Below are 14537 nucleotides of genomic sequence, written 5' to 3'. Positions count from 1 at the left end.
CCGTTCGGAATTGCGTTAAACAACGAGATAGTACCTGAGTAAAAACATGACATCGCGCAAGACCGCCGAACAGCTGCCGCTGGCCTTCGGGCACGACCCCGCGACGGGACGCGACGACCTTTTGCTCGCGGAACCTGTCAATGCCGCGGTCGCGATGATCGACGCCTGGCCGCATTGGCCGTCGCCCGTGGTCATTATCGCGGGGCCGGTCGGTTCGGGAAAGTCGCACCTCGCGGCCATCTGGCGTGAGAAGGCTGCTGCCGAGACCATCGAGGCGAAGGCGGGGCAGGGCGCGGAAGAGGCCGCCGAACACGGTCCCGTGCTCATCGAGGACGCGGACCGCAACGGTTTCGACGACCGCACGCTCTTCCACATCATCAACAATGTCCGCCAGAACGGCCATACGTTGCTCATCACCAGCCGGCTCTGGCCGATGTCCTGGCCGGTCGACCTGCCGGACCTGCGCTCTCGTCTCAAGGCCGCAACCGTGGTCGAGATTGGCGAACCGGACGACGAACTGCTGTCACAGGTCATCGTTAAGCTCTTCGCCGATCGCCAGCTTTTCGTGGATGATCGGCTGGTCGCCTATATCGTGGCGCGCATGGAGCGTTCGCTGGAAGCGGCGCAGACGCTTGTCGAGCGTCTCGACCGTCTGGCGCTCGCCCGTGGCAGCCGCATCACGCGGGCGCTGGCGCAGGAGGTGCTTGGCGAAATGGTCGGCGGGGACGATTCCGCCAGCTAGTTTTGCGGCAAGGATTGACTGTCACAGTTCTGTCGTCAAACTAGGCTAAGCGCTTCGAGGAAAAGTGAAAATCGGTTTTCCGTTCGGGCCAGCGTCAGGCATGCGGCCGATCCGGCGACAAAGTGGGGCGGACTATCCAATGGATACAGCGACTTCGGACCTTTCTCAGGAAAAACCAGTCGAGACCGCGCTGCCCGAGGGGGCGACGGTCAATGTCGAAGCTCTGATGGCGAGCCCGGAACGTTTCATCAATCGCGAATTTTCCTGGCTCCAGTTCAATCGTCGCGTGTTGGAAGAGACGCTGAACACCGCCCACCCGCTGCTTGAGCGCGTGCGCTTCCTGTCGATTTCGGCGGCGAACCTAGACGAGTTCTTCATGGTGCGCGTCGCCGGCCTCGAAGGCCAGGTGCGCCAGGGCGTCGGTATCCGCAGCCCGGACGGCAAGACGTCTGCCGAGCAGCTCAACGACATTCTGAAAGAGATCGACAATCTCCAGATGGAGCAGCAGGCCTCGCTTGCCGTGCTCCAGCAATATCTCGCCAAGGAAGACATCGTCATCATCCGCCCCTCGGCCCTGTCGAGCAATGACAAGGTCTGGCTGCAGCAGGAATTCACCCAGTCGATCTTCCCGGTGCTGACGCCGCTTTCCATCGACCCGGCGCATCCGTTCCCGTTCATCCCGAACCTCGGCTTCTCGATCGGCCTCCAGCTCGACAGCACGCTGGGCAAGGAGCCGATGACGGCACTGCTCCGCCTGCCGGTGGCGCTCGACCGTTTCATCCGTCTGCCGGATGCCGATGGCACGATCCGCTACATCACGCTGGAAGACGCGGTCGGCCTGTTCATCGGCAAGCTTTTCCCGGGCTATATCGTGCGCGGCTCCGGTACGTTCCGCATCATCCGAGACAGCGATATCGAAGTGGAGGAAGAGGCCGAAGATCTGGTTCGCTTCTTCGAGACCGCGCTGAAGCGCCGCCGCCGTGGCTCGGTGATCCGCATCGAGACCGATTCGGAAATGCCGGAATCGCTCCGCCGCTTCGTCGTCGGCGAACTGGGCGTACCGGATAACCGCGTCGCCATTCTGCCGGGCTTGCTCGCGCTCAACATGCTCTCCGAGATTACAAAGGCGCCCCGCGACGACCTGCGGTTCGAGCCGTACAATGCGCGATTTCCCGAACGCGTTCGCGAGCACGCCGGCGACTGCTTCGCCGCCATCCGCGAAAAGGACATGGTCGTCCACCATCCGTACGAAAGCTTCGACGTGGTGGTCCAGTTTCTTCTCCAGGCTGCGCGCGATCCTGACGTTCTGGCGATAAAGCAGACGCTCTACCGCACCTCGAACGACAGCCCGATCGTGCGTGCGCTGATCGACGCGGCCGAGGCCGGCAAGTCGGTGACGGCGCTGGTCGAACTCAAGGCCCGCTTTGACGAAGAGGCCAACATCCGCTGGGCGCGCGACCTGGAACGTGCCGGCGTGCAGGTCGTCTTCGGCTTCATCGAATTGAAGACCCACGCCAAGATGTCGATGGTGGTACGTCGCGAGGAGGGCAGGCTTCGCACCTATTGCCACCTCGGCACCGGCAACTACCACCCGATCACCGCGAAGATCTACACCGACCTGTCCTTCTTCACCTGCAACCCGACGATCGCCAGCGACATGGCGAACATCTTCAACTTCATTACCGGCTATGGCGAACCGGAAGCCGGCATGAAGCTCGCCTTCTCGCCCTACACGATGCGCCCGCGAATCATCCGCCACATCGAGGAGGAGATCGCGCATGCCAAGAACGGCGCGCCGGGCGCGATCTGGATGAAGATGAACTCGCTCGTCGATCCGGACATCATCGACGCGCTCTACCGCGCCAGCCAGGCCGGTGTGGAGGTCGATCTTGTGGTGCGCGGCATCTGCTGCCTGCGCCCGCAGGTGCCGGGCCTGTCCGACAATATCCACGTCAAGTCGATCGTCGGCCGCTTCCTCGAGCACTCCCGCATCTTCTGTTTCGGCAATGGCCACGGGCTTCCATCCGACAAGGCGCTGGTCTATATAGGCTCCGCGGATCTGATGCCGCGAAACCTGGACCGGCGGGTCGAGACACTTGTGCCTCTGATCAACCGGACTGTGCATGAGCAGGTTCTCTCGCAGATCATGTTGGGCAATCTCATCGATAACCAGCAGAGCTACGAGATTCTTGCGGACGGAACGTCCCGGCGCATGGAAGTGCAGCCCGGTGCCGAGCCGTTCAACGCTCAGCACTACTTCATGACCAACCCCAGCCTGTCCGGCCGGGGCGAAGCCCTGAAGTCCAGCGCACCGAAGGCGATCGCCGGCTGGCAAGGCCGCCGGAAGAAGTAAAACTGGATATGCATGGTTGAATCTGAAGCCCAGGGGCGTTTGCCTGGAATTGCCCCGGTGTCAGTCGTGGATATCGGTTCGAACTCGATTCGCCTCGTCATCTACGAGGGAATGAGCCGTTCGCCGGCCATGCTGTTCAACGAGAAGGTCATGTGCGGTCTCGGAAAGGGGCTCGCCAGAACCGGCCGCATGGACCAGGCGAGCGTCGATCGTGCGCTCGCATCGCTGCACCGTTTCAAGGCGCTTTCCAAACAGGCCCGCGCCTCCACCATGTTCGCGCTCGCGACGGCGGCTGCGCGCGAGGCGGAAAACGGTCCCGATTTCATCCACCAGGCGGAAATGATCCTCGGCCAGAAGGTCCGGGTGCTGACCGGCGAGGAGGAAGCCTATTTCTCCGCACTCGGCATCGTCAGCGGCTTTCATGATCCCGACGGCATCGTCGGTGACCTCGGCGGCGGCTCGCTCGAACTGATCGACGTGGCCGGCGGCATGATCGGCAAGGGCATTACCCTGCCGCTCGGCGGCATCCGCCTGTCGGAAGCCTCCGGTGGTTCCGCCGCACAGGCCCGCATCGTCGCCCGCAAGTACCTGCGCACCGCCAACCTCCTGAAAAACGGCACCGGCCGCGCCTTCTACGCCGTCGGCGGCACCTGGCGCTCCATCGGCAAGCTGCACATGGAAGTGCAGAACTATCCGCTGCACATGATGCAGGGCTACGAACTCGGCTTCGCCGACGCGATGGATTTCCTCACCGATATCGTCACGGCCAAGGATCCGAAGGATCCGGCCTATGCGGCGATCTCCAAGGGCCGTCGCAACCTCTTGCCCTTCGGCGCCGTCGCCATGCAGGAGACGATCGCCATCATGAAACCCTCGCGGGTCTTCTTCTCCGCGCAGGGTGTGCGCGAAGGCTATCTCTATTCCCTGCTGCCCGACCGGGAAAAGGCGCGCGACCCGCTGCTCGCCGCGGCCAGCGAACTCGCCATCCTGCGCGCCCGTTCGCCGGAGCACGCCCGCGAGCTTGCCGAATGGACCGGCCGCATGATGCCGCTGTTCGGCATTACCGAAAACGACGAGGAGCGCCGCTACCGTGAAGCTGCCTGCCTGCTGGCCGATATCAGCTGGCGCGCGCATCCGGATTACCGGGGCCTGCAGGCGCTGAACCTCATCGCGCACGGCACCTTTATCGGCATCACCCATCCTGGCCGCGCCTTCATCGCGCTCACCAACTACTACCGCTTCGAGGGCCTCAATGACGACGCCGTCAGCAGTTCGCTGGCGGGCATTGCAACACCGCGCCTGCGCGAACTCGCAAAGCTCGTCGGTGGCCTGCTGCGTATCCTCTATCTCTTCTCCGCCTCGATGCCCGGCGTCGTGCCGCATCTCGTTTTCCGCAAGGCGAGCGGATCGGAGACGGATCTCGAACTGATCGTGCCGTCGGATTATTCCGAACTTGCCGGTGAACGCCTCGACGGGCGCCTCCAGCAGCTTGCCAAGCTGACCGGCAAGAAACTCGCCTTCCGTTACCAGTGAGGCCGATGATGCGGACAGTCTCCTTCCTCGCCGCCGTCTTTCTTGCGACAGGTGCCGGGGCACAGGATTGGCAGGCTGTCGAGCGAGTTGTGCCCTATTCCGTGCAGGGCGCGACGGGCCTGGAAATCTATCAGTCGATCGGCGCGCGCGGCCCGCAGCTCGGTATCGCCCGCGTCATCGCCCATACCGGTTTCAAGCTGACCTGGACGCGCAAATACGAGCGCCAGGGCGATGCCTGCACCATCACGGTCAACAAGCCGAAACTCATCATCACCTACACGCTGCCCAAGCTGAAATCGAAGCTTTCCGGGCCGCTGAAGGATCGCTGGGATACTTTCATCTCCGGTGTAAGCGCGCATGAAAAGGTGCATGGCGACTTCATCAAGGACATGGTGAAGCAGATCGAGGCGATGAGCGTCGGCATGACGGTGGAGAACGATCCGAACTGCCAGAAAATCCGCCCCCAGCTCCAGGCCCGCCTCGGCGAACTCTCGCAGGCCCAACGCGCCCGCAGCCGCGATTTCGATCAGGTCGAACTGAACGACGGCGGCAATGTACACCAACTGATTCTGCAGTTGGTTGACCCGAGATAATCCGGTCGAACGGCGCTTCAACGGGCGAATTTACTTGTTATTTAACACCGCTTCTTGTCTTATTCCTGACAGCAGGGCCAAGTGTTGCTGGCCTCTATTAAGGGAGAGATCGCATGGCTATTTTGAAGATTCAGCCCTTGGGGAATAAGGGCCTCGATGTAAACGACATCGATATCAGGCTGCTTGGTGACTATGATTTTGCGAGTACATCCGCGACGAGCGCAAGGTTCTTCGCCGATGACGACAACTATGCCCTCTTCCAGGGCCGCGGCTTCACATACAAGAAAGCGGGCTCTACAGTCCTCGATATCACAGGCGGCACAGTTGAGAAGTTCTATCTTTCCATCAGCGGGGTGAAAGTATTCGCGCTCACCGGGCTTTCGCTCTCCGCATCCAAGCTTTTCGACTTCTTCGTCGCCGCTGATCCCGTTGGAGCATTCAACTACATCTTTGCTGGCAATGACACGATCTACGCGACGAAGTTTGCCGACATTCTCGCCGCCGCAGGCGGTGACGACACGATTTATGCGGGCGCCGGCAACGACAAGGTTCTCGGCGGCTCCGGTAATGACCTGCTGCAGGGAGAGGCCGGCAACGACGTGCTTTCCGGTGGCTCGGGCAATGACAAGGTCTTTGGCGGTGACGGGGCCGATTCGCTTACGGGCGAAAGCGGCAACGACATGCTCGAAGGCGGTGCCGGGGTTGACAAGCTTTCCGGTGGAGCAGGCGCCGATAAACTCTATGGTGGCGACGGCAACGACATACTGAAGGGCGATGCCGACAATGATCAGCTCTTTGGCCGCCTTGGCAATGACGTGCTCGAAGGCGGTGCGGGCAACGACACGCTGAACGGCGATAGCGGCAACGACAGCGTGAACGGTGGGGCCGGCAGCGACAAGCTCTCCGGCGGCGCCGGTGCGGACATCTTCGTCTTCAAGTCCGCTTCGGACTCCACGGTCGCTGCGACTGGTCGCGACATAATCCTCGACTTCAAGCAGGCGGATGGCGACCGCATCGATCTTAAGGCGATCGACGCCAACGCCACGCTCGGCGGCGATCAGGCCTTCAAATTCATTGGAACGGCGGCGTTCCACAAGACGGCCGGCGAACTGCGCTACATCAACTCGAATGGCGACACTTTCGTTCAAGGCGATATCAATGGTGACGGCAAGTCCGACTTCATGATCGCCATCGACGCGAACCTTGCGCTGAAATTGGCCGATTTCATCCTCTGAGCAGCATTACTGTATAGTGAAAAGGGGGGCGGCTGCCCCCCTTTTTGTGGGCACGACCTGGCTATGTGGTTCGCAAATTCCAGACCGGCTAAAATTGGGACATGTGCCATATCCGCACGCGTGCGGCTCTGCTTGCTTGTGGCAAGTATGTGCCGTTCTGGCGTGCGTTAACCATGTCTTTGAGTTAAGGAAGTACTAAAGCACCCATCGCTTGCTTTCCTCATATTCAGAAGGCTCATTCCTGCCACTACGACGCATTGACACGTCGATGAACAGGAGAGATCAGGCATGGCAACCGTTAAGACGCAGCCGGTGGGAAATCAGGGTGTAAACCTTTCGCTGCTCGATATTCGCGCGCTTGCCGCATATGACCATTGGCAGTTGACTCCCTCGAGCATCAAACTGCATGACGCGAGCGGCGCAAACTATGCGCTCTTCAGCGGCTCGAATTTTTCCTTCAAGACGAACGGCAACACGATCGAGGATGTCCTGAGTGGCACGGTCACGAAGCTCGATATCGGCCTTGGCGGTGTCGACCAGATCGCTTTCAGCAACCTCAATCTTTCGGCCAAGACGTTCTTCGACTACTTCATGGCTGCCGACACGAAGGGCGCTTGGGACTACCTGTTTTCCGGCAATGATTCGATCGTCGGCACGCAATATGCAGACTATCTCTTTGGCGGCGCCGGCAATGACACCATTTCGGGCGGCACCGGAAACGACGCCATCGAAGGCAATGCCGGCAATGATAAACTTTACGGCGGCAAGGGCGCAGACACGCTTGCCGGCGGCACCGGTGCCGACACATTCGTCTTCAAGTCGACATCCGACTCGACGGTCAGTGCGTCCGGCCGCGATACGCTCTCCGACTTCAGCCGCGCACAAAAGGACCAGATCAGTCTGTCCGCAATCGATGCGAACACCAAGATTGCAGGCAACCAAGCCTTCAGCTTCATCGGGACGGACAAATTCCACAGCGTCGCCGGTGAACTGCGCTACGAGAAGGTTAGCGGCGATACGCTCATCCATGGCGATGTGAACGGCGACGGCAAGGCCGACTTCTCACTTCTCGTCGATGCCGCCATCGACTTCAGCGTGGGTGATTTCATTCTCTGAAACCGGCGTGCCGGGCGGAAAAAGGGGGCGACACTGGTCGCCCTCTTTTTCATTTCAGCGGATCACTCGGCCCTCAGAAACTCGCTCACGTCCAGCAGCACGAACTCGTTGTCGTCCGCCTTGTCGAGTGCGCGGCCGGCGGAGAAGGGCAGGTTGTTGTCGTTGCCGACGATGATATGGGTCTCGTCCACGCGGTCGACATTCTCGATCGTCACGAACGGCATGTCGTAGAAGCCTTCCCCGCCGCCCTGGCGCTTCTTGTTGTCCGGGTCGGCGATCTTCAGGAGGTCGATATAGCCGATCTTGCGGACGGCCTTGCCGACGTTTTCGTCGGTCATGGCGATCTTGTAGATGCGCTTGACCTTGGATGCGGTGGCAAAGCAATCCGGCTTGGGATCCTTCGGGTCGGCGCAGGCCTTGTCGGCCGTGCCGACGCCGTTGTCGCGCTCGATCACCAGGGCGGTGGTGGCGTCCAGCATGTTGAAGTCGCCGATCGCCTCGCCGCCTTCGGCAAGCGGATAGAGCCAGCTTCGGCCCGTCCAGGCCTTGGACGCGACGTCGAGTTCGATGATGCGCAGCGCCGGGCGGCCGTCCGCCTGTTCGACCGATTCGCTGTCGACCCAGAGCGGGCCTTCCAGCAGGCCATAGAGCTTCGCGCCGTCCTTCGACATGGCAAGGCCCTCATAACCGCCGGAGCGTTTCACGTTGAAGGCCGGCATCTTCTTGGAGGGATCGGCCTGTACGGCGAGCGTCGGGTTGTCCGGCGAGGTGACCGGCTTGCCATCGACCTGCGTCGCGATCACGTCCGTCAGCTTGCCGTCGAGATCGAACTTCAGGATGTAAGGACCGAATTCCTCGCCGATCCAGAAACCATCGGCCGTTGGCTGGATGGATTCGACGTCGAAGTCGCCGCCCGTGAGATAGCGTTTTTCCGCGCCTTCCATGACGATCGGGAAGGGCGCCTTCTTGTCCGGGTCGGAGAGGAACACGGTCTTCACCGGTTCAAGCGTGCCCTTGTCCCAGTCGAAGCGCACATTGTGGATCATCAGCATGGCGTCGGTAGAGTTTAGCTTGTTGCCGAAGCCGTTGTCGGAGAGCGTCCAGAACGTGCCGTCTTCCATCGTTTTGATACCCGAAAAACCCTGCATCGGCTGGCCGTCGAAGGGCAGCGCAAGGCCGGTCTCGCGCACGCCATCCTTGCCCATGACGGTACCCAGCGCATCGACGCGCTTGCGGTCTGCGGTCGAAAACTTGCCGGAGGTCTTCAGGTAGTCGGCAGCGTCGGCCGGGGCGGCGATGATCGTGTTGGCCGGAAGGATCGCGTGGGCCTTCAGCGTGGCGGGAAATTCCTTGTCGGCGGCGAGTGCCGCGGTCGTCATCAGAAGCGAAAGAGCGGCGGTGGTGAAAAGATGTTTGGTCATAATTCTTCCTATGGTTAGGTAAAACGACGCGTGTTGATAGGCGCCGCGCATGACCGCTGCTTGACAGTTCCTTATCGCTTTCGTGACGGTGAGGGTTAGCCTTCGCGACCGCCGGCAAGCGCCGCAAAGCGTCCCGGCGTCATGCCGAGCGCCTTCTTGAAATGGCGGTTGAGATGCGCCTGGTCGGCGAAGCCACTGGCAAAGGCGGCCTCGGCAAGGCTTTCGCCCGTAGCGATCAGGCCCTTCGCCCGCTCCAGGCGGCGCATGACGAGGTAGCGGTGCGGGCTGGTGCCGAGCAACTGGCGGAACTGCCGGGCGAGGGTGAAACGGTCCAGTCCCGTCACCGCCTCCAGTTCCGTGGAACCCACCTGCTGCGAAAGGTTCTCCCGCAGGAAATCGCAGGCCCGCAGCACCTCCGCGCGGGCGAGCCTTCCTGGATGGGCTTGCGGTAGACCGGCATGGTCGAGCAACGCGGCGGCGATCTCTTCGACGATCTCGTCCAGCTTGAGTGGCTCGATCGCCGCGTCAATGCTGCCGATGGCTTCGAGCAACAGCCGGGCCAATCGCGGATCAGCGACGACCGGCGAAGCGACAAAGGGCAATGTGCGGCCGCGCTCTGCCGTCACCGGCAAGAAACGCTCGGGCGGGATGTACATCATGCGATAGGTCAACCCGTCATCAGTGCCGGCGCCGCCGTCATGCATCTCGTCCGGGTGGAGAACGATGACATTGCCGGGGAGACTGAAGCGCGCTTCGCCGCGATAGCGAAAGGTCTGGATGCCGGCCATGGTGACGCCGAGCGCATAGGTATCATGCCGGTGTGGCTCGAAGCCCTTGCCGCGGAACCGCGCCTCGATGCGCTCGATGCCGGCACGCTCCGGCGCGATGACGATGCGGTCCTTCTCCACGCACGAACGTTCAAGCGGCGCATCGACGGCGCCTGCTACCGCATTGGCCGCGGAGTGGTCCGCAACCATTTTTCGGGAGTATACCTGCATGTTCGATACCAAGTTCGCCGTCATCCTGCGCGAGGATCTGGAAGTCTGGCAGAAGTTGAATGTCACCGCGTTCCTGTCGAGCGGTATCATCGGCCAGAAGCCGGAGTTGATCGGCGAAGCCTACCGCGATGCCGCCGGCAATGTCTACAACGCCTTGAGCGCCCAGCCGATCATCGTGCTCGCGTCGGACGGCGCGACGCTGTCGAAGATCCATGCACGGGCGCTGGAGCGCGAGGTCCCTGCCGCCGTCTACATCGAAGAGATGTTTTCCACCGGCCACGACGCGGCCAACCGCGCCGTCTTCGCCACGTTCGGCCCGAGTGACGCCAAGATCGTCGGTATCGCGCTGCATTCCGACAAGAAGACGGTGGATCGCATCACAAAGGGGGCGAAACTGCACGCGTGAGTTCGACGATGGAAGAAGCTTGATTTTTCAGCAAAAGCTTGTTCAATCCATGATGGAATAAAAACGGAGTTGTCGGCCGGAAACCGGCTCAACTGGGTAGTCGTCAAGCGAGTGAACAGGCGTTGGGGCCGGCTGCATGTTTCGCTCGCGCGGACAGCCGCGAATTGGCCCGACGCTAAATCAGAGTTTCAGAACCAGCCCCAGGGCAGAGGGCCTTCGGCGCGATCTTGAACCATCAGGACAAAAGGGGAAACGAACGTGAGCACCATTACTTCGAATATCAGCAGGACGCTTAACGGTTCGACGGCGTTCACGGTGGGCACCGACACCTACACGTGGTCTGGTCGCCGGCTGGAAACGCTGAACATAACGGCGCCGGATGACGCTCCACTCCGCACGGTGAACCTGACGCTCAGCAGCAAGTCATGGGGGGCAGACTTGCTGCAATTTCGTGGAAACGCCAACGTCACCATAAACGACACAACGACCGGAGTAAGCGATACTGATCGGGTCAGCATCGACTTCATTTCCTTCGGCAGCACGGGTTCGAATTCGCTCACTCTCGTGAATGCGGAAGCAGCCGTCATAAAAGGCTTCGGAGGCAAGGAAACCATTAAAATCGGCTATTTTGCCGAGGCGGTGCTGCTCGGCCGGGGCGATGATACGTTGATTTTGACCGGCGACGGCGAAGTCGATCAGGTGAATCTCGGCCGTGGCAATGATAAGTTGACGACGACCAACGGGGGAGTCGGGACGGTTGATATGGCGCGTGGCAACGATATCGTCACCCTCGGCATGGGCGGTGCCCAGTTTATCAATCTCGGGCGCGACGCAGACACCATTAAATTCAATGCTCTGACATCGAGTGCCATCGTCGAGGGTGGCGAAGGCATTTCCGACGATCTGCCGGGGGCAAAGGATTCCGATACGGTAGATTTTTCTGCGTTCTCGAGCGCATTGACCATCGACCTGAATGGGCGATCCTATGTGGACGGCGCCGCCGGCTCCATTCTCATCAACAACTTCGAGAACGCGACGGGCGGCAAAGGCAAGGATACGATCATCGCCGACGTTGAGGTCAATGTCCTCAAGGGTGGCACCGCTGCCGACACCTTCGTTTTCGAAAGCAAGACGGCTGCCCATGGCGACAAGATCCTCGACTTCAGCCAGACGGAAAAGGACAAGATCAGCCTCTCGGCCATCGACGCCAACACGGTATTGAGCGGCAACCAGGCCTTCACCTTCATCGGCACCGCGGCCTTCAGCGACAAGGCAGGCCAGTTGCGCTACGAGCTGACATCCGGCGACACCATCATCCAGGGCGATATCAATGGCGATGGCGTCAGGGATTTCTCCATCATCCTCGACGCCAGCGTCGCTCTCAAGGTGGGTGATTTCATTCTCTAAGGAGAGGCATCACGAGAGGGCTGAGAGTCTCAGCCCTCTTACAGTTCCACCGCTTCGATCTTCTTGTCGACGAAGCGCAGCGCCACCTTGCCGCCGATCAGGTTGAGGGCGGTATCGCCGAAAAGCTCCCGGCGCCAGCCATGCAGCGCCGCGACGTCGGCGGCCTCGCCCTCGGCGGCGATCTTTTCGAGATCGTCGGTGTTGGCGATGATCTTTGCGGCGACGCCCTCGCGCTCGGAGACGATCTTCAACAGCACCTTCAGCATTTCGCTGGCGGCGGCGGCACCCTCCGGTACATGGTTCTGGCGCGGCAGGCGCGGCAGGTCGGTCTTCGGGATGGCCAGCGCCTCGCCGATCGCTTCCAGGAGCGCGCCGCCAGACTGCGAGCGTTCCCACCCCTTCGGAATGGTGCGCAGGCGGGCGAGTGCCTCGGCATCGACCGGCTGCTGCTGGGCGATTTCGTAGATCGTGTCGTCCTTCAGGATGCGCGAGCGCGGCACGTTGCGGGCGCGTGCTTCGCGTTCGCGCCAGGCGGCGACCTTCTGCAACACGGCAAGCTCGATTGGCTTCTTGACGCGCATCTTGAGCCGCTTCCAGGCATCGTCCGGATGCAGGTCGTAGGTTTCGCGCGATTCAAGAACCGCCATTTCCTCGGTCAGCCACAACGAGCGGCCGGCCTCTTCCAGCTTTTCCTTGAGGGTCAGGTAGACGTCCCGCAGATGCGTCACGTCGGCCAGCGCATATTCGAGCTGCTTGTCGGTCAGCGGCCGGCGGCTCCAGTCGGTGAAGCGCGAGGACTTGTCGATATGCACGCCCTTGATCTTCTGCACGAGCTGGTCATAGGAGACGCTGTCGCCGAAGCCGCAGACCATGGCCGCGACCTGGGTGTCGAAGATCGGGTGCGGAATGAGATTGCCGCGGTTGAAGATGATTTCGATATCCTGCCGCGCGGCATGGAAGACCTTCAGCACCGCCGTGTTGGCCATCAGCTCGAAGAACGGTGCTAGGTCCAGGCCCTTGGCGAGCGGATCGACGATGACCTCAAGCTCGGGGCCGGCCAGCTGAACCAGGCAGAGTTCCGGCCAGAAGGTCGTCTCCCGCAGGAATTCCGTGTCGATCGTCAGATACTCGGAACGGGCGAGTGTCTCACAGGCTTCGGTTAGGGCTGCGGTGGTCTCGATGATCTGCATGGGCTCGGGCGGACTTTTCTCGAATTTTGGATCGGGCAGCTTTAGACGTTCCACGGTTTTGCCACAATCGAAAACTTGGCCGCTGAAATCTCAGGTTACACGCACATAACTCGTCATGCCGGTCTTCTGGTGTTCGATGATGTGGCAATGGAACACCCAGTCGCCCGGATTGTCGGCGACGAGCGCCAGCTGCACCTTTTCGTCCGGCAGGATGAGGTAGGTATCGGAAAAATGTGGGCGGATCGGCTGCTTGTTCGACGTGAGCGGCCGGAAGGCCAGGCCATGCAGGTGGAGCGGATGCACCTGCGGCGTCGGGTTCTCGACATTGAAGATATAGGTCTTACCCACCTTCATCTCGGCGAGCGGTGCGGTCGGGTCGCCCGTATCGTCCGCCCACGGCACCTTGTTGATGGCCCAGAAATTGTAACCGAGCGAACCGCAGATACCGTCCTTCGGCCGCTCCTCCGCCGAGGCGCTGAGGATGAAGGGGATTTCTGTTGCCGTCGACAGGTCGGGCTCGGACAGGGGATTGGCGGCAAGTGTCGGCAGGTCGCCGATGGTGCGCTTCAGCGAGGCGCCGACCGCGCGGAACGTTGCGAGTGTGGCGGGCTTGGTGCCGCGCAGGTCCTTCAATTCGGCGATGGCGCCTTCCGTGTCTGGCATGCGCAGGGCGAGGTCGAGACGCTGGCCGGGGCCGATCATCAGGTGGTCGAGCACAAACCGTTCCGCCACTGGATTACCATCGAACGCGACCACCTGCGCTTCGGCGCCCTCGACCGAAAGCGCAAGGATGCGCGTGACGTCCGTCGCAGCAAGCCGCAGGCGCACGAGCCCGCCGGCCGGCGCGTCATATTGTGGCGACTGTCGCCAGTTGGCTGTGCGCACGGTGCCGAATGTGCCGGCACGCGCGGCATCGCGCGGCTTGAACTGCGCGATGAACTGACCGTCGCCGCCGAGGCGCCAGTCGCGCAGGTTGAGCACGATTTCGGCGTCGAAGACTGGATCCGCCGGATCTTCCACGATGATCACGCCGGTCAGCCCGCGGCCGATCTGCTCCAGCGTGTTGCAATGGGGGTGATACCAGAAGGTGCCGGCATCGGGGGGCGTGAAGGCATAGTCGAAGCTGTCGCCACCATAGACATAGGGCTGCGTCAGGAACGGCACGCCGTCCATTCTGTTCTCGATGCGCAGGCCGTGCCAGTGAATGGTCGTCGGCTCGTCGAGCCGGTTGTCGAGCCGGAGCGAAAAGGCCGCGCCGCGCTGCATGCGCAGCACCGGCGGCATCTCGCCGTCGCCATAGGTCATGACGCCCTTCGTCGGCCCCTTGTCGGTGATCATCGCTTCGCCCCTGCGTGACACTAGCGACGTCGCCGCCTGCGCGCTCGCCAGCCCGGCAAAGCGCCCCGCAAGACCGATGCCGCCCGCATAGGCCCCGGCGACGAGTGCGCCCTTCATCAGCGTGCGGCGTGTCAGCATGGCAGTCTCTCCGGATGCATTATCCGCTTCTAAACCTGAGGCCGCAGCTCAGCAATAAGCGCCCTGC

12 protein-coding genes are annotated in these 14537 nt (G+C 61.6%); 8 read left to right on the top strand and 4 right to left on the bottom strand.

Annotated elements, in window-relative coordinates; genetic code table 11:
- Nucleotides 1-46 precede the first annotated feature (46 nt).
- The 6 genes from hdaA to BSY16_RS08270 all read left to right on the top strand — a co-directional run bounded on the left by hdaA (nt 47) and on the right by BSY16_RS08270 (nt 7572).
- Nucleotides 47-742 (top strand): DnaA regulatory inactivator HdaA, encoded by a 696-nt coding sequence (gene hdaA, locus BSY16_RS08295; RefSeq protein WP_069059216.1) that lies wholly within the window; start codon nt 47-49, stop codon nt 740-742.
- Between the two features lie 190 nt (nt 743-932).
- On the top strand, nt 933-3095 hold the full coding sequence (locus BSY16_RS08290) for an RNA degradosome polyphosphate kinase (RefSeq protein WP_493104012.1): 2163 nt from the start codon (nt 933-935) through the stop codon (nt 3093-3095).
- 12 nt (nt 3096-3107) lie between these two features.
- Nucleotides 3108-4628 carry a Ppx/GppA family phosphatase gene (locus BSY16_RS08285; protein ID WP_069059214.1) on the top strand — a complete coding sequence of 507 codons (1521 nt, stop codon included), beginning with the start codon at nt 3108-3110 and terminating at the stop codon, nt 4626-4628.
- 8 nt (nt 4629-4636) lie between these two features.
- Nucleotides 4637-5221, top strand: a complete 585-nt coding sequence (locus BSY16_RS08280) for a DUF922 domain-containing Zn-dependent protease (protein WP_502696003.1) — start codon at nt 4637-4639, stop codon at nt 5219-5221.
- Between the two features lie 113 nt (nt 5222-5334).
- Nucleotides 5335-6456 carry a calcium-binding protein gene (locus BSY16_RS08275; RefSeq protein WP_069059212.1) on the top strand — a complete coding sequence of 374 codons (1122 nt, stop codon included), beginning with the start codon at nt 5335-5337 and terminating at the stop codon, nt 6454-6456.
- 288 nt (nt 6457-6744) lie between these two features.
- Nucleotides 6745-7572, top strand: coding sequence for a calcium-binding protein (locus BSY16_RS08270; RefSeq protein ID WP_069059211.1), 828 nt, complete (start codon nt 6745-6747; stop codon nt 7570-7572).
- A gap of 62 nt (nt 7573-7634) precedes the next feature.
- Here BSY16_RS08270 and BSY16_RS08265 read toward each other — a convergent pair whose 3' ends face one another.
- Together BSY16_RS08265 and BSY16_RS08260 are read right to left on the bottom strand one after the other, a co-directional pair.
- The gene (locus BSY16_RS08265) at nt 7635-8993 is read right to left on the bottom strand and encodes an esterase-like activity of phytase family protein (protein WP_069059210.1); all 1359 of its coding nucleotides are present in this window, start codon (nt 8991-8993) and stop codon (nt 7635-7637) included.
- Nucleotides 8994-9088: 95 nt separating this feature from the next.
- Complete coding sequence (locus tag BSY16_RS08260; RefSeq protein ID WP_069059209.1) at nt 9089-9970, bottom strand: AraC family transcriptional regulator; 882 nt, start codon at nt 9968-9970, stop codon at nt 9089-9091.
- Nucleotides 9971-9989: 19 nt separating this feature from the next.
- On the opposite strand from BSY16_RS08260, the gene BSY16_RS08255 reads away from it, so the two are divergent.
- On the top strand, nt 9990-10397 hold the full coding sequence (locus BSY16_RS08255) for a DUF2000 family protein (protein ID WP_069059208.1): 408 nt from the start codon (nt 9990-9992) through the stop codon (nt 10395-10397).
- Nucleotides 10398-10655: 258 nt separating this feature from the next.
- Complete coding sequence (locus BSY16_RS08250) at nt 10656-11804, top strand: M10 family metallopeptidase C-terminal domain-containing protein (protein ID WP_069059207.1); 1149 nt, start codon at nt 10656-10658, stop codon at nt 11802-11804.
- 38 nt (nt 11805-11842) lie between these two features.
- Here BSY16_RS08250 and rnd read toward each other — a convergent pair whose 3' ends face one another.
- Both rnd and BSY16_RS08240 read right to left on the bottom strand, forming a co-directional pair.
- The gene (gene rnd, locus BSY16_RS08245; protein WP_069061445.1) at nt 11843-12988 is read right to left on the bottom strand and encodes a ribonuclease D; all 1146 of its coding nucleotides are present in this window, start codon (nt 12986-12988) and stop codon (nt 11843-11845) included.
- Nucleotides 12989-13084: 96 nt separating this feature from the next.
- Entirely contained in the window at nt 13085-14470 is a 1386-nt protein-coding gene (locus BSY16_RS08240; protein ID WP_069059206.1) for a multicopper oxidase family protein, read from the bottom strand.
- Between the last annotated feature and the right edge of the window lie 67 nt (nt 14471-14537).

It is taken from the genome of Sinorhizobium sp. RAC02, from assembly GCF_001713395.1.
GTDB lineage: Bacteria > Pseudomonadota > Alphaproteobacteria > Rhizobiales > Rhizobiaceae > Shinella.
The sequence above is the reverse complement of the archived record's forward strand: the minus strand, read 5'-3'. Positions and strand labels throughout refer to the sequence as shown.